Consider the following 23989-nt stretch of genomic DNA (forward strand, 5'->3'; position numbering starts at 1 on the left):
TCCGGTTGCGGTCTAAACTTTGCCGCGAGGTCCCAGCCGACCGAACATCCGGTCCAATTCGTCGCGACTGAAAAACAAAGCGGTGGGTCGACCATGTGGACAGTGATGCGTGTCGTGATAGAGGTCTCGCTGCTCCAGCAAACTGGTGATCTCCTCCGGTGTCAAACGATCGCCAGCTTTGATCGCCGCTTTGCACGCAATCGAGTGCAACAAGTGGTCGAGTAAGTCGCGAATGTCAGGATCTTTGCCAGCGGTCAGTAAGGTGTCGAGCGCCTGCCGCAGCATCTCTGCCGGGGGCAAATTGGAAAGCATCGCCGGGTAGGTGCGCACCAACACGCTGTCACCACCAAAGGCTTCGATCTCGATCCCCACCTTGGCCATCATGTCGGCCGCTTCGATCGCCGCTTCACGCTCCGCGGGTGTTAAGGAAACGGGCTCCGGAACGAGCAGTCGCTGTGTTTCCAGCGTGCCTCCCAGCACCTTCTCACGAATCCGCTCGTACAGGATCCGCTCATGCAGCGCGTGCTGATCGACAACCACCATGCCACCCTCGTCTTGAGTCACCAAGTAACGGTTGTGGACTTGATAGCCAAGGTGATAGTGGCCGGGCGCGTGCGCTCGGTCTTGGCGGCCAACCTGTAAAGGATCAACGCTCGCCCAGTCCGCCGCTTGGCCCGTTAACCCCGCCCCCGCGAATGTCTCGCTCGTCGACTCCCCGCTCGCAGCATTAGTGCCCGCCGGCGCGCTTTCCGCAGACCCGGCTGAGCCATTCAAGCCGGCTGAGCCATTCACGCCGGCTGGCAGGGGTCCGGAGCCGAAGGGGCGGAAGGCTGGCAAACCGTGCCGCTCACCACCTGAATTGTTGCTACCTAAATTGTTGCCAGTCGTGCTGTCACCACCAAAGCCGTTGCCAGCGAGCCCCTGTCCAGCGAGTCCCTGCGTGGCTGTTGGCGCAGGGGTTCCGCGAGCCCACTCGATGACGCTTTGCCGATAAGGGTCGTCGGCCGCGGCTTGCAGCCCCAGTTCGTTTTCGATAGCGGTCGGCGTTGCCGGTTGCTGGCCCTGATTTGGGCCGCCGATGCCTGTCCCGCTCGCCGGCAGGCCACTCGCCGAACCGTCCGCAAAACCAGCTTGTTGGCCACCTGCAGGCTGGCTGGGTCCGACTCGCATGGTCAAGTCGGAGGTCAAGAATTTCTGCCGCAGCGTCTGCAGCACTCGGGCGTAAATCCGTCCGCTATCCGCGAAACGCACTTCCAGTTTGGTGGGATGGACGTTGACGTCGACCATCTCCGGGGGAATTTCAAGTTTGAGAAAACAGATCGGATTGCGACCGGTCATCAACAGCCCCCGGTAAGCTTCCGAGAGGGCGTGTTGCAGCGATCGATCCCGTATGTGGCGGCCATTGAGGATCAGGTATTGCATCCGCGTGTTACCACGGCTGACCGAAGGATCACAGACATACCCACGGATCCGAATTTGGCCATCGTCGCTGTCCACGGCGATTAATGAGTCGGAGACTTCTCCGCCAAAAAAAGCGGCGATGCGTTCCGCCCAGCGGGTGGTGGGAGCCAAGTCGTACAGCTCGCGACTGCCGCTCCGCAGCGTCATGTGGATTTGTGGATTCGCCAGGGCCAAGCGGGTGAAGGCTTCGACGATGTGCCCCATTTCTGTTTGCGGAGTCCGCATAAATTTGCGTCGCACCGGCGTGTTGAAAAACAAATTGCGGATTTCCATCACGGTCCCCACCGGACAGCCGCAGGGACTGGGCCCGCTGACCACGCCACCGCGCACTTCCAACTCCGAACCCCCTTCGTTGTCGGACGTGCGGCTGCGGATTAACAAGTGGCAGACCGAACCGATCGAAGCCAACGCCTCACCCCGAAAACCCAACGTCTGCACGCGAAACAAAGCCTCGTCGTCGGGCAGTTTGCTGGTTGCGTGGCTGGCGATCGCCAAGGGCAGTTGTTCGGCTGTCATGCCGCAGCCATCGTCGCTGATGCGAATTAAATCAGAGCCCCCTTTCTCAACGATCACCTCGATCCGCCGCGAACCGGCGTCGACGCTGTTTTCCAACAGTTCCTTGACGATCGAAGCGGGACGCTCAATCACCTCGCCGGCGGCGATCTGGTTGATCAAGTTCTGCGGTAGTTGGCGGATTTCAGGCATGGCGGGCACAACAGCGGGCTAAAAGTCAGAAACAAGCCAATCAGGCGGCAGCCGAGTGACCTTTCCAAGCCCTCACCTTAACACTTTCTCGCCAACTTGATCACGAGGGGGCACCGCGCAGAAAAAAACCTCGCCTGGAAAATTTCCCTGCGAGGTATCGCTTTACAGCCGACTGTCGCTAGCAAAAAACTAGCGAACGAAAACTAGCGAACGATCGTGCGACCAGTGCGAGTGATCACCACTTCGACACACTCGCCACAGGAAAACTTGTAGGTCAAAACCTTGCGACCAAAAAAGCCTTTGCGCCAACCGGTCATGCAAGGAATCTCTCCGGCGCAACAAGCTGGCAAGCAGACGGCTACGGGATAGCTGCAGCCGGTGCAAGGATCAACAGCGCAGAAATTCACGGTGACGGGTGGGGGAGGGCAGCAAACAGGTGCTGGTGCACAGCAGCCAACTGCGGGCACTCCACAGTCGCAGGCCGAAGCGCTGCTGGGAATCGCGAAGCTGGTGACGACTGCGAACAGGCAAGCAAAAAAGGTGTTGCGAATCATTGAGGTAACTCCTAAAGGATCGAGAGGGGTGTCTGGTAAATCGTTATATTTACCCAGTTTGACAAATCTTAGCACCAAACTAAGTGCAGTTAAAAATTTTAAGCCAAAAAAACCAAAAACCCCTTGTGCATGGGCCCCGCTTACCGGCCATCGCTACTTGTCACGCTCGCCCGGGGACGAAGCTAAAACGTTTCTCTTTCCTAACGTTTCGCCGCTCGTTGCAAACGGTCCATCAACCCACGGCCGAGCCCCACCAGGCCCACCCGTTGGCAGAAAATAGTGCGCACTCCGGCTCGGTCCGCGTGGTGAAAACAAGCAAACAGTTGTTGCGCGTATTGCTCCATGTCCGACCAACAATAGTGCGCGAAAAAATCGTCCGCTTGCAAGTGCGGCTGCAGCCCCAAATACATCGCGGTCCCTTCCGCAATGGCTTCTGCCGGTCGCTCAATCAGCACGACGCGAGCGGCCGGCGCGTAATGCCGATGCCTCAGACCAGGGCTCGGTAGTGCTTCCTCAAGTTCTGGCTCGCCCTCAGCTTTTAGCTCGCCAGGTAAGGGCTGCTCCGCGGTTGGTTGCGAACCGCCGCGGGGGAGTTCGTCGAGGGTGCGAATATCGGGAGCGAGTTGGCGGAGTTGTTCAAGCGTGATCGCGCCGGGGCGGAGCAGGCGCGGCGGTTGCTTGCAACAATCGACGACCGTCGATTCAATGCCGACCTGAGCCGGCGGGCCAACCAACACCGCATCAATTAGCCCATCGAGTTCGTCGCGAGCGGCTTGCCAAGTCGTGGGGCTGGGACGCCCCGAACGATTTGCTGAGGGTGCGACCAGGGGCACGCCCAGGCTGCCGAGCACTTGTTGGAACAATTCGCTGGCCGGGATCCGCACGGCCACGCTGGCGAGGCCCGCGGTGATCAATTCCGATACCGACTGACCCCGCGGTACGGTGACCGTCAGCGGCCCAGGGGCGAATCGTGCGAGCAGGCGAAGCGCGATCTCCGGCAGCGGCTCGCCCAACAGTTCCAAACACTGGATGTCGACCACATGCACGATTAACGGGTTGTCGGCCGGACGCTGTTTAGCGGCAAAGATGTTCGCGATCGCGATTGGGTTGTCAAAGCGAGCCGCCAAGCCGTACACCGTTTCGCTGGGGACCGCCACCAACCCGCCCGCTCGCAATATGTCGGCTGCCTCGGCAGGATCATGAAGGATGGCGGTGCGCATGGTTTTTAGAGCAAACTGGTGTGGATATTTGTCAGCTCGACTATTCTACGCCGCGGACTGCGGGAGATAGAATGGGACGGCCCGCGGGGGTCGGCGGCGTGCGGGACGGCGGTCTGCAAGTTTGTAGTTTGGGTTCTTGGTGTTCTAAAATTTGAGCGACGCGTGATGTCACAGCAGCCGGGGAATTGGTTTCTACATGATGGCCAGCAAGAGTTGGGGCCGCTGACAGAGTACGCGCTTCGCACGCGGTTGGTCGAGGCGGGCGATGCGGCGCTGTCTCAGTACCGCGTGCGGCAAGGGAACAGCGATTGGTTTCCAGCCCCCGAGGTGCTTGCCCGCTTTCGCGATTTGGCTGAAAACGGTGTTTACATCCAACGGCCCCGCGGGAAGGACATCGAAGGGCCGTTCACGATTCCCCGCGCCTTGGAAATCATCGCAGCGGCTGCGGGCAAAACCGACGATTGGAAGATCAAAGTCGGTCGCAACGAAGCTTGGCGAACAACCGACAGTTTTTTGCAGTGGCAAAAAACGCGTCAGCCGCAATCAGCCTCACAACCTCGGTCTGGCTCCGCGACCAGCGGATTGGTGCCAGCCATCTTAATCGAAGAGGAACCGGCAGAGCGTGAAGTCTCGCCGCCGGCTGTCGCTCCCAAACCGCCCGCTGGTGAAGTATTTGTGGCCGCGTTGGTGGATGAAACCGTTGTTAGTCCGGCCGCAGAGTCGGTGGCAGCAGTTAGCCTGCCCCCGATGCCGCCAGCTCTTCTCCCCGCGCTGACGGGCGTTTCTAAGCGATCTCTCGAGCACGAACTTCGTAACACAAAACTGTTGATTGCCGGTGCACTCACGTTGGCGATCGGCTTACCGCTGACGATCGCAGGGGCAATCTGGTGGTTTGCTGGTGATAGCGTGACTGCGAGCAAAACGGTGATCACGCCACCTGCCGAATTTGTACCACTGAATCCGACCGGCGTTGGTGGAGACGGGAGTGGCGATCCGTTTGCTGGCGGTGGGGGGAGTTTTGACGACCCGTTTTCAGATCCGCTTTCAGACCCTTTTTCAGTTCCCGACAGCAAGCCGCCGGTGGTCCCTCCGGGTGCGCTTTTTCGGCCTAGTTTTTTCACCGCTGCGGGGCCCGTGCAAGCCGGTACCGCCTTTGCCGCGCGACTCCGCGGCTCCGAATATCCGTTGATTCTCAGCTCGCTGCATTTGCTCGGACCGGCCGGCGGGCTGCCTGATGACTTGCCCGCCGAGCAGGTTCCCCAATTGTGGCAGGGACTCGATTTGAGTGATTGCGTGAGTGGTCAGAGCATCCAACGGCTAGCCGGTGAGGGGTTGTTGATTGCGGAGGCAAAGCCATTTCCAGAATCTTCGCCGCGGGGCGATGTGATCGCTTACCAGCCCAGTTCGGTGTTGAACTTCCGCCCTTTCCCGTTGGCCGACAGCATGCCGCGGGCGGGCGAGACGGTGTGGCTGGTTTCCGAAGTAATCGGCAGTCAGTCGTTGACGCACCGCGCAACGGTGCGGGGGATCGAACGTGGTTGGTTGGCGTATGAGTTTGCTGAGGGGACTTTGGAACTGCGAGCGACCAGTGGTGCGCCGGTGCTGAACGCGGCGGGGCAAGTGGTGGCGATCAACGCGGGAGGCCGTCAGGGCAATGGCGTGACGATCGGCATGGGTTCGCCGGTCGACCGATTTTACGACCAGCTTCAGCGAGCAGCCAAGCTGAGGTGAGGGAGCGGCAGATTTGTTAGAATGCTCGTCCGTTTTTCACATCCCTATCAGACAGAGAGAATCATGAGCGAAAGAATCATCATGCGAACCGGCGAATGTCTCATTGCGGGCGGACCTCCCTTTACGGCGGCCGAACCCGAGGTGGTGATCGGTGAGCTGGATGGTCCGGTCGGCACGGCCATTGCCACGTTGACTGGCAACCAATCCGCAGGGCACTCCAAAGTCTTCGCGATCATGGATACCGATATCCAAGTCCGGCCGGTGACGTTGATGGTCAGCAAAGTTACCGTAAAGAGCTCCGCCTACACCAATATCCTGATGGGTACCGTCCAAGGCGCAATTGCCAACGGCGTATTGGATGCCGTGCGCGCTGGAGATATTCCAAAAGAGAAGGCAAATGACTTAGGCATCATTTGCTCGGTTTGGTTGAACCCCGGAGCGGCCGAAGACAAGGACCTCGATCACGAAGCGTTGTTCGATATTCATCGTCGTGCGATGGCTCAAGCGATTCACAAAGCGATGAAAAACGAGCCGACGATCGACTGGCTATTGGAAAACCAAGACAAGGTGACTCACAAGTACTATCAGCGAGCTTTGGACGCCAAGCAGGCAAAGGGTTAGTTTGCCTGCTGCGCCGTTGGTAGCTGCAAGTTGTTGAGGACAATCGCATTGTAGAACTGCTGTCCCAACTGTTTGTCTGCACCGGCAAGCGATTGGGGACAATCGCTCTACAATGGCTGTTTGTCTGCAACGGCAAGCGATTGAGGACAATCGCTCTACAATGATTCAGCGTTTTGCTGACGGGGGTAGCTCGATTAACAGCAGCGGCAGGAGCGTTAAGTTGGCGACGCTGCCGCTGAGCAGGGCGGCGGTCACTAAGACTCCAAACGTTACGGTTGGTATGAACGCGCTGGTCGCCAGCACGCTAAAGCCTAGCCCCAACGCGAGCGTTGCCAACAACACCGGCATGCCCACGCGACGCTGGGCGTGCAGCACCGCTCGCGCGGGCGAACTGCCACGCCTCCGCGCTTCCCGGCAGCCGACCGCAAAGTGAATTGAGCCGTCGATCGTGAGCCCGATCGAGACCGCCGCAATCATCGCCGCTCCCATGTTCACGCGGATGCCCAGCAACCCCATCATTCCCAGCACGGCCAGCACTGGCAGTAAGTTGGGGACCATGCAAACCGCTGCTAACCTGAGCGAACGAAAGGCGATGGCGATCATCACGAAGACCGCCATCGCGGCCAGCGCCAAACATATCCACTGGTCGGCTAACAGGCTTTCAATCAACCTGGCCAACAACACATAGTATCCAGTGACTTGCCCGGCAACTTCGCGATCTTCGGCAAACATCGCTCGCCAGGCCATCGTGCTGGTGTGTTGCTCGACTTGCCGGTTGACCGCGGAAATCAATGCCAATTTGGCCGCTGAGGATAACCGCTCCGGGCTCCGCAGCATGATCCGCAGAAAGCGTGGCTGGTCGGCTTGCCGAGGTGTCAGCAGTGCATCGGAAAAGGCCGGCATGGCGGCTCGCATGCCGGCAATCCGCACTTCGGGAGAAGCGATCGCCAGCAGCGGCGAGCTGGCCGCCGTGGCGTCCGCATCCGCCATGCTGAGCACTTTGGTTAAACCAATCGATGCGGCATTTCCCGCTCCCGCCTGCGGCTCATTTGGCGGCAGTTCATTTGGCGGCAGTTCATTTGGCGGCAGCTCGTTTGGTTGGGGTGTTCGGCCGTTAGCCGTGACGCGAATTTGGCGGAGCTTTGCCTCCAGGAATCGCACGCTGCTGAGATATTCCGTCGTCAGCCGCTGAGGGGCCGGCAGCACAATATCCCAAACGCCCGCGCCGCCGAACTCCGTTTCCACCATGGCGTAGGCTTGCGCCAGTTCGCTCGATGCGCGAAAGTTGCGAATGAAGTTGGTTTCCGTGCGGAGACGATTCAGCCCCAAGCCCGTCAGCAGCGAAAGTATCAATACCGTGATCCCGACCGCTCGTCGGTGCCCGCTGAGCGCGATCACCATCCGCACTAAGTGGCGGCGAATCCAGCGATCTCCGGGTGCGAGTCGCGTGTGAAACCGGCGGACGGGAATCATCATCCAGAAGGGCAGCAACAACACTAGCGCAACCAACACCATGCCGGTGCCGAGGGTCATCATCAAGCCAAAATCGCGGACCGGACCGACCTCGGAAATCGTCAGCGCAAAGAAACCGGCGGCATCGGTCGCGCAAGCCCAAAAGATTGGCGGCAGCACCATGGCTAGCGTCCGCAGCGTGGCTTCTCGCTGCGAGTCGCCGCGAATCCTCCGCGTGGCAAAGCCGACTCCGATGTGAATCACCGATGCGACCGCGATCACCGTGACAATCGCCGTTAACATCGAAGAGACCATCGTCAACTGCAGCCCCAGCACGCTCGAAGCCGCTCGCGTCAATTGAACCGACCACACAATCACAGCCAATTCGGCCAGCACCCAGCGGGGACTGCGAAACATGAATAACGTGGTGATCCCCAGCAGCCAAATTGTGGTGGTTGCCAAACGGCGGCCATCCGCATCGACCAGCGAAAAACCCTCCGAGACCAATACCGGTTCACCGACCAGAGCCACCGGCTGTTGAGCGGCCGGCAGTCGGCTGGCCACAGTTCGCATCGCGGCAATCGCCTCAGCGTGCAACTCCGGACGGCTCGGCTCTAGAATCGCCACCACGGCCGCCAGTTGATCCTCCGTGTCGTGCGTGTATCCGGCAAAGAGATCGCGAAATCCACTGGGCAGCGGGCCATCTTCGAGGATGGCCGGGACGTCGGAAAAGCCGAGAAATCGCCCCGGCATGGCTCTTGACAAGGCGTCGTTGACTTGAGCGAGCGATAAAACTCCCAGCACCCCGGGAATTTCCGCCGTCTCCTCCGCTAATTTGCTGACTCGGGCCAGTCCCTCTCGGCTCATTAACTGACGGTCGTGATAAACCATCATCGCCACCGCGTTGCCACCAAACTCCTCACGCATCAACTCGAAGGCCGCCACCGCCGGATCACTGGCCGGAAACATCTGCTCAATCCGGCGGTCAAACTCCAGCCGGTTGGCCAGCGGCCAAGCCAACAGCAGCAGTAAGCCGGCCAGCACCGCGAGGCCATATCGCCAGGTAATTAAAAAACTGGCGACTCGGTAAGATAAACTCGTGGACTGAGGCATAATGGTGCGACGTTTGTGGTCTTTGACTCCTCGGAACTGAATTCACTCAACTGCCCAGCCATGCAGCATCCCATCGACCAAGACGCTGGCCAAAGTGTCGAGCAAAATCTCCGCGCTTGGCCACTGCTCGTCGTCGTGGGTGGTGCCGCGCTGTTGGTTCGCGGACTCTTACTGTTAGTTTCCCTGGCTGGCTATGGGCCTTTCGGGGATTTCAGCGACGATCCTGACTCCTATCGCTTGATTGCTGAGACGTTAGCTCAGCACGGTACATTTGGCATACCAGGGGAGGGCGGCAACGTCGACCCGACTGCTTTTCGTCCTCCCCTCTATCCCTGGCTGTTATCTTGGCTTGTCCGTGATGGCCAACTGTCCGCGGCTGCGGTTGCCGGGCTGCACTCGCTGCTGGGGGCCTTGACCGCGATGCTGGTGTTTGCCTTCGTCTGCCAATATTGGCCCCGCAGCCAAGACTCCTCCCGCCAGCCACAGCAGCCGAATCGCCCGATTGCCTGGTTGGCCGCCACGCTGGTGACCATCGATCCGCTGCTGCTGACGCAGTCTACCCAAGTTATGACCGAAACCCTGGCCACGCTGTTGGCCGTGGCAACGTGGCTGGCAATTTGCTGGGCGAATACTGGTGCCGGGAATCCAGAGGCCGGGAATCTTGTTGGTCGAGCTGGCGGTCGCTGGTTCATTGTCGGCCTTTTGTTGGCAGCCGGTTTTCTTTGCCGCCCCGTGTTTATTGTCTGGGCGGTGTTGCTGGTGCTGTGGTTGATCGGCAGGGAGATTGGCAGAAATATCGGCAAAGGGGGCGCAATGACTCGGGCTGCTGGAGTTGTCTGCATGGTGTTGTTGCCGTTAGTTGTCACGGTGAGCAGTTGGACGCTGCGCAACGATCGCCAGTTGGGGCAGCCGGTGTGGGCCACTTCGCACGGCGGTTACACCTTGCTGCTGGGAAATAACCCGGAATTCTATACTTACCTGCGCAACACTTCGTTTCGCCAAGCAGCTTGGTGGGGGAAAGCTTGGCCGGCCGACGCCTTCCACGACCAATGGGCCGCGAAGCTCCGCCAGTTGGCAGCCCAGCGGGCTCAAACCGACAGAGCGGACTCGGCGGCCTTCGACTATACGAAAAAATCAGACCCGGAGCTTGCTCAGGATCGGTTGGCCAGCGAGTGGGCGAAGGAGACGATTTGGCAATCCCCGGGGATGTTTTTTTATGCTTCGTTGGTCCGCGTCGCTCGTCTATGGTCGCCAATCCCGCGAGTTGGCGATCGTGTGGGTTTGCTAAGCTGGTTGCTGGGGGGGTATTACTCGGCGATCTTGGCGGCCACCGCTTGGGGGCTGTATCGAGCTGGCGGCAGCATTTTTTCCGCCCCCATCATCACGGCAATTTTGTTCGCCGCCGCCCTAACGGCCGTGCACGCGGTCTATTGGAGCAACATTCGCATGCGGTCGCCGCTGATGCCGATGGTTTTGACTTTGGCAGGTGGGCAGTTATTAGTCGGCACCCGTCGGGAAAGCCGTGGTAGCCCGGAGTGACTGGCTGAAATTGCGTGCTTTGGGGAAAGTAAAGTTACCCAGTTGCTGTTGTGACGAAAGCCAACCGCTTTCTATACTCCGCCGCTATTTTAACTGAACGGCGCCTTTGAATACCGTGCATGGATGCCGGTAGCGGGGTGGAGTTGACCAGGCAACGTATGATAACCGATCGACGCCGCAGCGGCATGCTCCGCCGCGACCGCTCCCGGTTTGTCGGTGCGCTGTTCGCAGCCATCTTTGCGGCATTGATGCTGGGGCTCTCTTGGTCCCACGGCGACGAGTCGCCTGAACGCGGGGACGTGTTGCGATTAAGCGGCGATGTAGTTTGGCGATTTGGCGATTCCCAAGGACGTCAGGCTTACGTTTTTGAAGGCGAATGCCAGCTGCAGCATGGAGCGCAGAGACGCTCGGGCGAGCGGATTCTGGCGGTCGTGCAGCGTCAGCCGGGCGAGCCGATTCGGGTGGCGATCTTGGTCGAAAACCAGGATGGCCAACCGTTGCACACGCAGCTCGAGTTGGCCACCGAACCCTTATTCTCGGCCCCTCGCTATCGCGGCCGTCCCGAGCCGGTTCCTGTTGAGATTGAATGGTTAGCCGCCACGCTGCCGGCGATCGCCGAGGTTGATCAGGCGAACGCCTGGGAAATTTCGGCTGATGGCCAAATCGAGCAGGCCCAATATGAAGCGATTCCTCCGGGAGTTCCTTCCAGGCTGCCGCCGGCGATGCCGATCGACACGCCTCCGGAAATGGAGCGGGGCTTGGGAGATACCGGGATGCAGTTCATCGTTGGTGGCGATCAAAGTATTGAATTCATGTCGCGGGGCGGGGGGAGTCCCTCGCAATTGCTGACGCGACCTTTGCCGGAGACGGGCGAAACGGCCGTCGTGCTCCGTGGTGGAGCAACCGTCTTGGTCCGCGACGTCAGCGCGGCGATGCAAGATGGTTCCCTATTTGAACTGGGTACGATCTCGTTGTCGGCCGACACAATCGTGGGCTGGTTGCCGGCGTCGAGTGGGTTGCTGAGTGGTGGTTCTTCGCTGGATCAAGCGGACGGAGAGCTGTACCTGGAAGGTGATATTGTCTTTCGGCAAGGTGACCGCGTGATTTATGCCGAGCGGATGTATTATAACATCAAGCAACGTTACGGCATGATCTTGGAGGCCGAAGCGATTTCTTCGGTTCCTCAGTTTGATGGTTACGTGCGTTTAAAAGCGGATGTTTTGCAGCAGGTGGCCAGCGGTCAATTCGTAGCCTTTGGTGCTGCTGTCACCAGCTCTCGCTTGGGAGTGCCACGCTATTGGTTGCAAAGTGACCAAGTTGAATTTCGCGAGACGCCAGTCACTCGATATGACCCATTGACGGGACGTAATCGCGTGGAGAGTGCGCGTTCGGTCAGCAGCGCCGGCAACACCATCTACTTGGGCGGTTTTCCGGTCTTATACTGGCCGGTCTTTTCCAGCAATTTGGAGAAGAGCAGTTTCTATCTGACTGGCTTGAAGATTAAAAACGATAGCATCTTCGGCACTCAGGTGATGGCCGACTTTGATGTCTTCCAGCTATTCGGAGTCGACGCGCCGCCGGATGGTGTCGATTGGACTTTGTCGACCGATTATCTCAGCGAACGGGGGCCAGCCCTAGGGAGTAATTTCACCTATGGCGTGCCGGGCGCTTGGGGAATTCCCGGGCCAATCACTGGTTTTGCCGATGCCTGGGCGATCAGTGATTCGGGATTGGATACGCTCGGCAGCGATCGTCGTGATTTGGTCCCCGAAGAGGACTTGCGGGGCCGTTTTCTGATGCGCCACCGTCATTATTTGCCAGGCAACACCGAGCTGATCGCTGAAGTGGGTTTGCTGAGCGATCGTAACTTTCTCGAACAGTATTTAGAGAACGAGTGGGATCAACACAAAGATCATGATACGGAGTTGCGATTCCGTAAATATTATCTCAATAACATGATCGATCTGCACGCTGCGGTGCGGCTGAATGAATTTCATACCGAGACGAACCGGTTGCCTCAGTTGGACCATTACAACATTGGCTCTTCTTGGTTTGGCGATCGCGTCAATTGGTCAGCCCACAATCGCGTGGGATATAACAAACTAGAGGTCGCCAATCCGCCTGAGAATCCAATTGAGCTGCCTAAGTTTACACCTTTGCCGGGCGAGTTGGAGCGGGAGGGTTTGGTCGCTTTTTCTCGCCAGGAACTTTCCGCTCCGTTTGAGTTGGGGGTTTTCAAGTTGACTCCTTTTGTCTCGGGCGAAGCGGGTTACTGGGGGGCAGCGGCCGACGGCGATGATTTAACACGCTTGGTGGGGCAAGCCGGTATTCGCGGCAGCTTGCCAGCTTGGCGGCTGTATCCAACCGTGGAAAGTAGTTTGCTAAACATTCGCGGTTTGGCCCATAAGGTCGAACTGCGGAGTGAATTATTTTACGCCGACTCGAGTGCTAATTTAGACGAGCTGCCACTTTATAATCCGCTGGATGATGATGCCCAGGAACAGTTTCGCCGGCGGCTGATCTTCAACACGTTTGGTGGCTTGCCGTTGCCTCCTCAGTACGATCCGCGGACCTATGCGTTTCGCAATGGTTTACAGCGGCACGTAACCACGCCGAGTAATGAAATTGCCGATGATATGTGGCAGGCGCGGTTGGGCTTGCACCAGCGCTTGCAAACCAAGCGGGGGTTGCCGGGACGTGAACGAATTGTCGATCTGGTTCGTTTCGACGTCAGCACGTCGTTATTCTTTGATGAGGAGAGTGATAACTTTGATGAAACCGTGGGACCCACGCGTTATGATTTCCGTTATCACCTTGGCGATCGCGTGGCTCTGCTCAGCGATGGTTACGTTGATTGGTTCGAGGATGGGCTCCGCAGTGTCAGCGCGGGAGTCGCCAGCAGTCGTCCCGGGCTGGGTGATGTGTATGTGGGGATTATGTCCTTAGAGGGACCGATCAGCAGCACGGTGTTGCGGGGTCAGTTAGACTATCGGTTGAATGAAAAGTGGATCACCTCGGCCGGTGCCACGTTCGATTTGGGAGAGGTTGGGAACGTCGGCCAGCAGTTTGCTTTGACGCGAATTGGCGAATCATTGCTGCTGCGGATGGGGATTACCGTCGATGCGGGACGCGATAACGTGGGCTTTCAATTTGCGCTCGAGCCGCGGTTTTGGCCTGGACGCAGGGGTGGGATTGGCCAGCTCGGTGGTCAGTTGATACCGCCCCCAGGGGTCGAAGGTTTGGAGTAGGCGGCATGCGAGGTCAGCGTTTGCGAAGCTGGATAGCCAAGTTTGGCCACGCGTTTCGTGGCTGCCGATTCGCCGTGGCCAGCCAGGGCAGTTTGTGGGTGCATGTGCCGATGGCCGTGGCGGTGTTGGTGCTGGGGCTGTTGCTGGGCGTCTCGTGGCTCGCTTACTGCATCTTGATCTTATGTGTTGCCGTGGTGATCATGGCCGAGTTGTTGAACACCGCGATTGAGATTTTGGCAGCCCGCTTGCATCCCCAGCATGACGAAGCGATCGGGCGGGCGCTGGACGTGGCGGCTGCCGCCGTGCTGGTTGTGGCGGTCGGAGCGGCGGTCGTCGGTGTCATCATTCTCGGCGGGGCGGCTTGGCAGCAGCTAGTTGTCGAACTGTGATGTCAGGAATGTCATGTTAGGAATCTGATGGCCGATTTAATTGCTCAGGGAGCCGAGTCCGACCAACGCTGGCGAAGATCATTGGCCAGCGGAGAGTCGTTTATCATTGGGCGTTCCCCCGAGCATTGGCAGGTCGATTGGGACGATCGCATTTCCCGTTTGCACGCCGAAGTGCGGACCCTCGATAGCGATCGCGTGGAAGTTCAAAAGTTGCCTAACGCGCGGAACCCGATTTTCTTTCGCGGTTCCCGTCGCGATCAGTTTACCTTGAGTGCCGGTGAACACTTTGTGATTGGACGGACCACCTTCACACTTGCCCAGCGCCCCGAAGTGGCCGATTCATCGGAGCTGGACAATGGTGTCACCCAGCACGCCTTCGCCCCCGGGTTGCTACGCTCGCGAGGCTTTCGCGACGCGGCCAGCCGCATCGAGGTGCTCAGCCGGTTGCCCGAGTTGATCACCAGCAGTGTCAGCGACAGCGAACTGTTGGTGCGAGTGACTGGCGTCTTGTTGCAAGCGATCCCGGCCGCTTCGGCAGTGGCCATTCTTTGTATCCGTGATTTAGCGAAACAGGCAAGTTCCAGCCAGGAGAGTTCCAGCCAGGCTGTCGAAGTGCTGCACTACGATTGTCGTCTTCCCACCAACGAGGCGCCGCGGCCCAGCGGCGGTTTGGCGCGACGAGCCGTGCGTGGTGGCGAGAGCGTGTTGCACTTGTGGGGACGAGGCATGCGCCGCGGCGACATCGGCAATGGTGGTTACACAGCCAGTGAGAATGTGGACTGGGCTTTTGCCGTGCCGGTGCGAGTCGAGAATGGTGGCGGTTGGATTCTATACGCCACCGGGCAACTGGGTGCGGAAGCCGGGATGTCACTGGAACCGACCGCCCAGGAACCGCCGCAAGAACTGCAGGACGATGTGAAATTCGCGGAGATTGTCGCCGCCACCTTGGGAAACCTCAGAAAAATGCGAGCCTTGCAGCAGCGGCAAGCCGGGCTCAGTCGGTTCTTTGCACCGGTTGTGATGGAGGCTTTGGCCGGGCGTGATCCGATTGAAGTGCTGCGCCCCCGCGAGGCGGAGATCGCCACCTTGTTTTGCGACTTGCGAGGTTTTTCGCGGCGGAGTGAAGAGCAGGGAGAGCAGCTGATGGAACTGTTGCAGCGCGTCAGCGGCGCGTTGGGGATCATGACTCGCAATATCCTCCAGCAAGATGGCGTGATCGGTGATTTCCACGGCGATGCCGCGATGGGCTTTTGGGGTTGGCCGTTGGCACAAGAGGATGCGGCGGGGAGAGCGTGTCGCACGGCGCTCGATATCTTGGCCGACTTTCGCCGTCAGGGAGCCCAGGAAAGTGGACCGCTGGGACGCTTTCGTTGCGGTATCGGAGTTGCCTGTGGACGGGCGGTGGCGGGTCGCATCGGTACGGCCGACCAAGTCAAAGTGACTGCCTTTGGGCCCGTCGTGAACCTTGCCAGTCGGCTGGAGGGGATGACCAAGTTGTTCTCGGCCGAGATCCTCATCGACGAACCGACCGCCCAGTACGTCAAGGGGCATTTGCCCAGCAGCGTGGCTCGTGTCCGCCGCTTGGCTCGCGTGCGACCGGTGGGAATTCGTACGCCGCTGATGGTTCACCAATTGCTGCCGCCAGCTACCTCGCCCATCGGCAAGATAGCGCCTGCCAGCCCAAAAGATCCCGCCAGCCCAAAAGATCCCGCGAGCCCAAAAGATCCCGCCGGCGGGGATGCCAACTTGAGTGATGCTGGGATTGCCGCCTACGAAGCCGCCTTGGAGCAAGTTCTCGAAGGTAACTGGGAGGATGCTTTTCGGCTGTTGCACGAGGTGCCGCCGGGGGATCGGGCTAAAGATTTTCTCACCGTCTACATTGCCAGTCACGGCCGTGTGCCGCCCGATGATTGGGACGGGGTTATTCAGCTGCCCAGCAAATGACTGCTGCGCAATCAACTTGCTCACGAACAACTCCCCAGCAGGTCGCTGACAGATATCTATCAGTGGATGAGAGATATCTTCCAGCTAGCGACAGATATCTCTCAGGCAATCTGGTGTTAGCCCCGCGTTTCCCTTCTGGAGCGCGCTTCCCTTCTGCTCAGCCTGTTCCTTACGTATGCTTGGCCGCTGGCTTGATTCCTGTACAACTGCAAAAACTGGAGAGCGAGCGCAGTGAGCAATCCGACAATTCAGCCACCGGCGGACGGGGCGGCGGTGGCGGAAACTTTACGAGTGGCACTTGGTCAAATCGAATTCGCCCGCAGTTATGTGTTGGAGTTGTTAGCAGCGACTCCTGAGGAACTGTGGTTTGAGATACCAGCTGGTGGGCACAGCAACGTGGCTTGGCAAGTTGGGCATTTGGCCGTCAGCCAGTACGGGCTGTTGATGTTTCGGCAACGTGGTCGAAGCCCCGAGGACTTGGATTTGGTGCCGGGGCGTTTTCGCAAGCGTTACGGGCGGGGCGGTTCGCCGCTGGCCGATCCCAGCCAACAGCCTTCGCCGGCAGAGTTGCTGGAGCGGATGCAGACCATTCATGAGGCGGCCGTTGGCGAGTTAACCGCGACGGCTGCGGAACATTTTCTCGAGCCGGTGGAGATGCCCTATGCGGTGTATCCGAACAAGCTCGGCGCGGTGTTGTTTTGTCCGCTGCATGAACAGCTGCACGCCGGACAGATTGGCGTCTTGCGGCGCGGCTTGGGACTGGAATCGATTCGATAACGGGGAATGCGTTTGATGGAAGTTGTGGATGAGAGTATTTATGATCACCCCAAGTATTATGACTTGGTGTTTGGGGCCGACTGTGCGGCTGAGCTGAAATTTATCGAGGGCTGTAATCGGCGGTTCATGCAAGGCGAGGCGACTCGTTTCTTTGAACCCGCTTGTGGGACCGGCCGGTTGTTGTTTCGGTTAGCCAGACAAGGATACGAGGTTGGCGGCCTCGATTTGAATCCCAAGGCGATCGATTTCTGCAACGCGCGGATGCTCAAGCACGGATTGGAGCCTTGCGGTTTTGTGGCCGACATGGCGAAGTTTGAGGTCTCTCAGCCTTGGGATCTAGCCTTCAACACGATTAACAGCTTTCGTCACTTGGACAGTGAGCGGGCGGCCCGCAGTCATTTGCGGGCAATGGCCGCGGCGGTGCGAGTCGGTGGTCTGTACCTGCTGGGGATCCATATTCGGCCGACCGAAGCCAACCCCAGCGAAACGGAGTCGTGGTCAGCCCGGCGAGGTAATTTGGCCGTCAACACCCACATGTGGACGATTGAGCGGGATGTGCCGGGGCGAGTTGAGCGGTTTGGCATTCAGTTTGATGTCCACACACCACTGAGACAATTTCGCATCAATGACGTGTTGGTGCTGCGATCGTACACGGATCGCGAGCTGCGGAGGATGATCAAAGCGGCTGGAGGCTGGGTCGTGGAGGAGGCTTATGACTTTACTTACGATATTGACCAGCCCATTGAGGTGGATGGAACCTGCGAAGATGTTGTTTATGTGCTTCGGCGCAGCTAGATGGCCGATTAAGCTATTTAGTCAGTTCCCCGGCAGACTTTTCCCCAACTGTTTGGGATTGCCCCCGACTGTCTGCCAATGTCCCTTCCGTCCATCGGTGCCGATGGTATGACCCAACCGAATCCCACCTCCGTTAACGATCAGGCTTCAGCTAACGATCGCGCTAACGATCGCGCTAACGATCGCGCTAACGATCGCGCTAGCGAGCAGGTTACTGAGCGGCGTTTGCCCGAGCCCGTCGACGGCGTTGGGGAGATTGCTTCGTCAATTGCCGCGAGCACGTCGCTGGCGGGTAACATTCGCGAATTCATTCCGCTGGGCGAGCCAAAATGCATTCATGAAATAGCGGGTCAATTATTGGGGCCTTATCAAGTCCGTGGTGGGCATGTGTTGCTGGCCGGTTGTACGCTGGATCCCCGAGCCACTTTGAGGTTGGGCTTTTTAGCCTCTGATTCCGCGGTGGCCACAACCCGGGAATCAACAACTGCCGCGGATGCCAAGCTGGATTATTACTATTTTGGTCCGGATGGTTGCCAATTAGCAGCCCAGGAAGTGGTTCGCGGCGGGTTATTGGCGGTGCAGCCTATGGAGCGTCGGTTGCGGAAAGCGGATTGCCAGCCCATGGAAGCGTGGGTGGATGTGGCTCAGGCTGGGCTGCGGGCCCATGCACTGGGGCGGTTGTCGGAAGTGGCCGTGATTTGGTCGTACTGGGCGGCTGGGAAGATTGTTTTTCGGTTCGCTGGCGGCGTGAGTGCCCAGTTGCAGTTTGCTGGCTGGTCGCGGGATTTTTCCGCCGGGCTGCAGCAGCCGCCTCAGTACCGTTGTCCTCGATCTGGACGGGAATCGTTTCATTGTTTATTGCTGGCCGACGGTACCGTGACTGTTGCCGAGGCGGTGGCGGTTTGTGAGTTGAGCGGACGCGAGCTAATGCTCGAAGCGCTGACCCGGTGTGAAGTCAGCGGCAGGTTGATTGCGATCGACCAGGGAGTGCGGTGCGCGGTGACGGGTCGAGTCGGTTCGCGAGATTTAATGTCGCAGTGTCAGTGGTGCCAAGCGGCCGTGGTGCCGGGCGTGATTCGCGACGGGGTGTGTCAGTCTTGTCGCGGCATGAAACCGTTGTTGGACAATCTGCCGCCGAGTGACGCGGGCGGTTCTTCGGGCGAAGCGATCGTCGATCAGCCCTGGTGTCAGCTGTTTGCCGAGCAGCAACCAGAGATTTTCCAGCGTTTGGGCGTGCCCCGGAAGTGGTTGGGATGGTTCAGCGAGGAGGCGGTCGTGATTCAGGGAGGTGGTTTAGCCGAGCGGACGTTTGTGGTCGTGCGACGCTCTGATGGTCGTCTGCTGCGGCTGGGAACTCGCCGTCGTTGGAGTTCGCAGTGGACATGGAAAGATTGCGGCTAGTGACTTTCTGATGCGGGATCTTATCCCAAGTGTCCGGTTGCCGATTTGCGGCGGCCAAAAATGACAGCCCCGCTGGCGGCCAGCAGGCAGGCGCCCGCGATGCTGCTGGAAATCAGGCACACGTTCTGCCAATGATCGCGAAGGTTTTGCATGCGTTGGTAGGGAAAGGGAATTTGGCTGGTGAGGTCCATCTTTTCGTAGCTCTCCCAGACGTTCAGCAGTTCGAGCGGGTTGAGAGCGGCGATATCTTTGCGGTCGCTGGCGATATGTTGTTCGCTGGTTGGTGGCACTGGGAAAGATTGCCAGCGAAACGCGGCAAAAGCGGCTGAAGCTCCGGCGCCCACTGCCCCAAACATGAACAGGGCGAAGACGAGCCGCGCGGCATCGGACGTGGTTCCCTGGGTGCGTCCCGCAGTCGGTTCAGGGTTTGCCGTAGGTAATTTCCTTAACTCTCCCAACTTGGGCACCGCTTGCTCTTCTCCGCAGGTGGGGCATGTGACTTGACTTCCGGCGGCCGAAGCCGTGACGGGGAGTTCATGACCTTTGGGGCAGTGCAGGAGAAACATATGGGAAACCTTTTGGGGCAGAGCGAAAGCGGAGCGTGGAGGCGGAGAAAGTAAGAGCGATAAAGTGCTAGGAAATATCTTAGACACTGGACCGGCGCGGCCAGTTGATTAAGATTTACCTATGGGACGAGGCAATCGACGTCCAATCGCTCTCCCGCCAGCAGTCACTACGCTGCGAGAGCAAAAAATAGCGGGCTGATTCGTCCGGAAAGTCGGCAAATTTTTTTGCCATTTTGCCTCGCCGCGGGGGGGTGCGTTGTATTGGACGAATGGGTAAGCCGGCTGATCATTTGTCGTCCCGTGATCGGGGTGTCGCCGCGGTCATGCTCACCACAGAATCCAGTTGCGACCAGAAGTTGAGACAAAGCTCAGGATATCGGAAGAATCAGATCAGGGAGGGGTTACCGCGGCAGGAGGTCGTGTTGTCTCAATTAGGTTGTTCTGAGGGCATTGCACTCGCCCCTTAAATGTTACTTGATCGCAAAGTTTTACCAATTGGACGATCGAGGCCTAGCGGTCGTAAAGGGGTGGTAGAATTAGTGAGCCAAACCACTCGACGTCTGACGTCATGCGAAGGCCCGCAACTTGAAAGACGTATTGACTTCGCCATGTTGAACTTGTCGCTACACAGCGAGTTTGACGGGGGGTCTTTCGCGAAAGCAAACGGACAGGAGCTCTGAGTTGTACGAAACCTTATTGGATGATTTCGAAGATGACGTGCCACAAGCAGCCGAGGTTGCTGCTGGCTTTCAAAAATTGCCACTGGATGACAGTGACGATGAAGAGAACAGCAGCCGGAGCATAGGCGCCGAACCTGATGGGGATGGCGACATCCAGTTGGAGAGTTCCGACGACTTGCTTGCCGATGTTGACGAGAGCGAAACTTGGTCTGATGATCCAGTTCGCATGTATCTGACCCAAATGGGTGAGATTCCTTTGTTGACTCGGAAGGAAGAGATCGAACTGGCCAAGCGGATCGAAGAGACCCGCCGGCGGTTCCGCACGAAACTTCTCGAAAACGACTACGTGCTACGCGAAGCCTATAAGACATTATGTCGGGTTTATCGTGGTGAGTTGCCGTTCGATCGCACCGTTCAAGTGTCGGTAACCGATCATTTGGAGAAGGAGCAAATTCTGGGGCGCTTACCACACAATTTGGTGACCCTGCGGATATTGCTGCGACGCAATCGTTTGGACTGGAAGGTCGCCACCAGCCGTTCCACCGATCCGACTCGGCGGGCCGAAGCTTGGCGCTCCTTGGCACGTCGTCGCCGCCGCGCCGTCCGCCTGATCGAAGAACTCGGTTTGCGGACCCAGCGGATTGAGACTCGCATTAGCACGCTGGAAAAATTTGACGCCAGAGTTGGCGAGATTGACGCCCTCCTGGCCGCTCACGCGGGCAGCAAACAGGGGCTCGATTTCCGTGAGCGATTGCTTTCCGAACGTCGGCAGATTTTGACTGCTTGCCAGGAGACACCGGTCAGCTTGCACCAACGCGTGATGGTACTCAAGTCGGTTTACTCACGCTATCAGCAAGCGAAACGCGAACTCAGCGAAGGCAACTTGCGGCTGGTGGTTTCGATCGCCAAAAAGTATCGTAACCGCGGCTTGTCATTCTTGGATTTGATCCAAGAAGGGAACGCCGGTTTGATGCGAGCGGTTGATAAGTTCGAGTATCGCCGTGGCTTTAAGTTTTGCACGTATGCCACTTGGTGGATTCGCCAAGCGATCACGCGTGCCGTGGCCGATCAAAGCCGCACCATTCGGATTCCCGTGCACATGGTCGAAACCATGAGCCGGGTCCGCAATGTGGCTCGTCAGCTGCTGCAGGAACTGGGCCGCGAACCGACGATCGAAGAAACCGCACGGCGAGCCGAGACTACGGTCGAAGAAGCCCGTCGCGTGTTGGCGATGAGTCGTTATCCAATCAGCCTTGATCGGCCGGTCGGCAACAGCGAAGATAGTCAGTTTGGTGATTTGCTCCCCGACGGAGCGGCAGAGAGTCCAGCCATTGGCGCCGCTCAAGAGATGCTTCGCGACCGAATTAACAACGTCCTGCGTAGCCTTTCCTATCGCGAACGAGAAATCATCAAGTTGCGTTACGGTTTGGGCGATGGATACAGTTACACTTTGGAAGAGGTCGGCCACATTTTCAAAGTGACGCGGGAACGGATTCGGCAAATTGAAGCGAAGGCGGTTCGCAAGCTTCAACAGCCGAGTCGCAGTCAAGATCTCGTCGGCTTCCTCGACTGATCTGGGGCTTGTCGCCCGCTCTTGAGCGGATTGATTTAATTAGTCACGCACAGCCGTGGTCTTGACCCAGGACCACGGCTGTTTTTCGTTGTGATGGCCGCTACCTGGCGAACGAGATATTTTTATGCCCACCGTCGATCAAGTGCTGGCCAAGCTCTGGGAATATCATCAACGAGGCAATTACTCGGGTGCCGAGGCCGGTTACCGCGAATTGCTGACTAAAGTTCCCCGCAATGCCAACGCCCATGTCTATCTGGGCATCGTGCTGTTCGATCAGCATCAATTCTCGGCGGCGATCGAGTCGTATCGGCAAGCGATCGCCATTCAACATCGCTTTCCCATTGCTTGGAATAACCTTGGCAACGCGTTGCGAATGGTGGGGCAGGTCGAGCAAGCCGATCAGGCGTTTCAAACCGCTTTGGACCAGCGCCCCGATTATGCGAACGCGTTGAAGAACCGCGGCACGCTGTGGGTCTGGGCTGGCGAGATTGAGCGGGGACTGGAGTGGTACCGGCAAGCCTTGCAGTTGACTCCCGATGACCCCGAGTTGCAGCGTAATTTGGGGGTTATCTATCTGCTGCAGGGGCGTTTTCAAGAGGGCTGGGCAGCCTATCGTTACCGCTGGCAGATGCCCGGCATGCGGCGACCAAACTTGCCGCAACCGATCTGGGAAGGGCAGCCGCTCGCAGGCAAGACGATCTTTGTGTATCCCGAGCAGGGGCTGGGGGACGCGATTCAGTTTGCCAGAATGATTGGCGCACTTCGCCAGCAAGGTGCCGAGGTGATTTTAGGATGCGAGCCCAAGCTGGTTCCCTTGTTCAGCGGTCTTGCCGAAGTTGGCGAGATTGTCCCGGTGGGCGGTTCATTGCGATCGCTGGACTACCATGCTTCGTTGGTGGAGGTGGCCGATCGCAGTTGGCAGGGGAGCGACGCGATTGCCGGCACGCCCTATCTTGCCCTGCCCGAGAATCTTGTTGGCTATTGGCAGAGTCGGCTGCGTGGCTTGGCGAACATGAAAGTCGGAATTTGTTGGCAGGGCAATCGTGACCATCACGCCGATATTTATCGTTCGCTCAGTTTGGAAACGCTTCGCCCCTTAGCTACAATTGAAAACGTTGATTTGGTGAGTCTCCAGTTCGGGGTTGGGAGTGAGCAGATTGACCAGGCCGATTGGGGCCAGCGGCTGGTCCGCTTGCCAGCCAACATCGATCAATCTGGAGGTGCTTTTTTAGACACCGCGGCGGTCATTTCCAATCTTGATTTGGTGATTACGACGGATACTTCTTGCGGTCATTTGGCCGGAGCGTTGGGAATCCCCACCTGGTTGTTGCTTGGTAAGGTTCCAGATTGGCGATGGGGAATGGCCGGCCAGCATACGCCCTGGTATCAAAACCATCGTTTGTGGCGACAATCAAGCGTGGGGGATTGGGGGCCGGTGATCGATGCTGTCGCCGCGGAGCTGGCTGGCATGGTGGTGAAGGAGTAGCTCGACTTTTCTTTGCGTTAGTTTTCTTGCATGAATTTTCCCGCTCCCGAGACTCGTTTGAGCTTGCTGGTTCGCATCGGCGATTTGGCAGATCAGGCGGCGTGGGAAGAATTTGTGAACTTGTACGAGCCAGTGATTTATCGCACCGCTCGGCTCAGAGGTTTGCAGGATGCCGATGCGCGGGATGTCACGCAACAGGTGCTGGTTTCGGTTGGTCAGACGCTGAATCGCCGCCCCCATGACCCCAACATTGCCAGTTTTCGTACTTGGCTGGCAACCGTCACTCGCAACGCGGTGATTGATCTTCTCAGGCGCAAGCGGGTCGAGCATGGCTCGGGCGATTCGGCCGAGCAGTGGCACTTGGAGCAGATCGAGGCGAGTCATTGCGACGCCGAACTGCTGGAACGCGAGTATCAAAAAGAACTCTTCCGCTCCGCCGCTCGCACCATTCAGGGCGAGTTTTCTCCGAGCACTTGGCAAGCCTTTTGGTTGTCGACCGTCGAGGGTCGATCGATCGAGCAGGTGGCTGATGAGCTGAACCAGCGCGTGGGCAGTGTCTACGCGGCTCGCAGTCGCGTGATGCGCCGACTCCGCCAAGAGACAACTCTTCTGCAGCGTCTTGAAAGCGGCGAATGAAGACGCAAATGAAGCGGCGAAGCACGTAGCCGAAAAATGTTCCCGGACGTTTTTTCCGCGATTTCAAAAAAAGCCTGTCAGAATTTGGATGCTGGTTC

17 protein-coding genes are annotated in these 23989 nt (G+C 58.4%); 12 read left to right on the forward strand and 5 right to left on the reverse strand.

What is annotated here, in order from left to right:
• Positions 1–12: 12 nt before the first annotated feature.
• The 3 genes from mutL to SH139x_RS01575 all read right to left on the reverse strand — a co-directional run bounded on the left by mutL (position 13) and on the right by SH139x_RS01575 (position 3940).
• Complete coding sequence (gene mutL / locus SH139x_RS01565) at positions 13–2166, reverse strand: DNA mismatch repair endonuclease MutL (RefSeq protein WP_488353536.1); 2154 nt, start codon at positions 2164–2166, stop codon at positions 13–15.
• Positions 2167–2369: 203 nt separating this feature from the next.
• Positions 2370–2720 carry a hypothetical protein gene (locus SH139x_RS01570; protein WP_488353537.1) on the reverse strand — a complete coding sequence of 117 codons (351 nt, stop codon included), beginning with the start codon at positions 2718–2720 and terminating at the stop codon, positions 2370–2372.
• 200 nt (positions 2721–2920) lie between these two features.
• Positions 2921–3940: an L-threonylcarbamoyladenylate synthase gene (locus SH139x_RS01575; protein ID WP_488353538.1), complete on the reverse strand. Its 1020-nt coding sequence runs from the start codon at positions 3938–3940 to the stop codon at positions 2921–2923.
• A gap of 165 nt (positions 3941–4105) precedes the next feature.
• Between SH139x_RS01575 and SH139x_RS01580 the strand changes: the two genes are divergently transcribed.
• Together SH139x_RS01580 and fae are read left to right on the forward strand one after the other, a co-directional pair.
• Positions 4106–5671, forward strand: a complete 1566-nt coding sequence (locus SH139x_RS01580; protein ID WP_488353539.1) for a trypsin-like peptidase domain-containing protein — start codon at positions 4106–4108, stop codon at positions 5669–5671.
• Positions 5672–5734: 63 nt separating this feature from the next.
• A complete protein-coding gene (fae, locus tag SH139x_RS01585; protein ID WP_488353540.1) occupies positions 5735–6292 on the forward strand; it encodes a formaldehyde-activating enzyme in 558 nt (185 codons plus the stop codon).
• A 165-nt stretch (positions 6293–6457) separates the two neighbouring features.
• On the opposite strand, the gene SH139x_RS01590 is transcribed toward fae, so the two are convergent.
• Positions 6458–8857 (reverse strand): efflux RND transporter permease subunit, encoded by a 2400-nt coding sequence (locus SH139x_RS01590; RefSeq protein WP_488353541.1) that lies wholly within the window; start codon positions 8855–8857, stop codon positions 6458–6460.
• A gap of 60 nt (positions 8858–8917) precedes the next feature.
• Here SH139x_RS01590 and SH139x_RS01595 point away from each other — a divergent pair, with 60 nt between their 5' ends.
• The 7 genes from SH139x_RS01595 (at position 8918) to SH139x_RS01625 (ending at position 18950) form a co-directional block, all read left to right on the forward strand.
• The gene (locus tag SH139x_RS01595; protein WP_488353542.1) at positions 8918–10396 is read left to right on the forward strand and encodes a hypothetical protein; all 1479 of its coding nucleotides are present in this window, start codon (positions 8918–8920) and stop codon (positions 10394–10396) included.
• Positions 10397–10515: 119 nt separating this feature from the next.
• A complete protein-coding gene (locus SH139x_RS01600) occupies positions 10516–13644 on the forward strand; it encodes an LPS-assembly protein LptD (protein ID WP_488353543.1) in 3129 nt (1042 codons plus the stop codon).
• Positions 13645–13649: 5 nt separating this feature from the next.
• Positions 13650–14033: a diacylglycerol kinase gene (locus SH139x_RS01605; RefSeq protein ID WP_488353544.1), complete on the forward strand. Its 384-nt coding sequence runs from the start codon at positions 13650–13652 to the stop codon at positions 14031–14033.
• 27 nt (positions 14034–14060) lie between these two features.
• Positions 14061–15977, forward strand: coding sequence for an adenylate/guanylate cyclase domain-containing protein (locus SH139x_RS01610; protein ID WP_488353545.1), 1917 nt, complete (start codon positions 14061–14063; stop codon positions 15975–15977).
• Between the two features lie 246 nt (positions 15978–16223).
• Positions 16224–16754, forward strand: coding sequence for a DinB family protein (locus SH139x_RS01615; RefSeq protein ID WP_488356137.1), 531 nt, complete (start codon positions 16224–16226; stop codon positions 16752–16754).
• A gap of 15 nt (positions 16755–16769) precedes the next feature.
• The gene (locus tag SH139x_RS01620) at positions 16770–17549 is read left to right on the forward strand and encodes a class I SAM-dependent methyltransferase (protein ID WP_488353546.1); all 780 of its coding nucleotides are present in this window, start codon (positions 16770–16772) and stop codon (positions 17547–17549) included.
• Between the two features lie 78 nt (positions 17550–17627).
• Positions 17628–18950: a hypothetical protein gene (locus tag SH139x_RS01625; protein WP_488353547.1), complete on the forward strand. Its 1323-nt coding sequence runs from the start codon at positions 17628–17630 to the stop codon at positions 18948–18950.
• A gap of 20 nt (positions 18951–18970) precedes the next feature.
• Here SH139x_RS01625 and SH139x_RS01630 read toward each other — a convergent pair whose 3' ends face one another.
• Entirely contained in the window at positions 18971–19516 is a 546-nt protein-coding gene (locus tag SH139x_RS01630) for a hypothetical protein (RefSeq protein ID WP_488353548.1), read from the reverse strand.
• Positions 19517–20197: 681 nt separating this feature from the next.
• On the opposite strand from SH139x_RS01630, the gene SH139x_RS01635 reads away from it, so the two are divergent.
• From SH139x_RS01635 to SH139x_RS01645, 3 genes are all read left to right on the forward strand, one after another.
• Entirely contained in the window at positions 20198–21769 is a 1572-nt protein-coding gene (locus SH139x_RS01635) for a sigma-70 family RNA polymerase sigma factor (RefSeq protein WP_488353549.1), read from the forward strand.
• 124 nt (positions 21770–21893) lie between these two features.
• Entirely contained in the window at positions 21894–23255 is a 1362-nt protein-coding gene (locus SH139x_RS01640; protein WP_488353550.1) for a tetratricopeptide repeat protein, read from the forward strand.
• A 30-nt stretch (positions 23256–23285) separates the two neighbouring features.
• The gene (locus SH139x_RS01645; protein WP_488353551.1) at positions 23286–23891 is read left to right on the forward strand and encodes an RNA polymerase sigma factor; all 606 of its coding nucleotides are present in this window, start codon (positions 23286–23288) and stop codon (positions 23889–23891) included.
• Positions 23892–23989 lie beyond the last annotated feature (98 nt).

Source organism: Kothea flammea (assembly GCF_052161645.1).
Lineage (GTDB): Bacteria > Planctomycetota > Planctomycetia > Pirellulales > Pirellulaceae > Laterigemmans.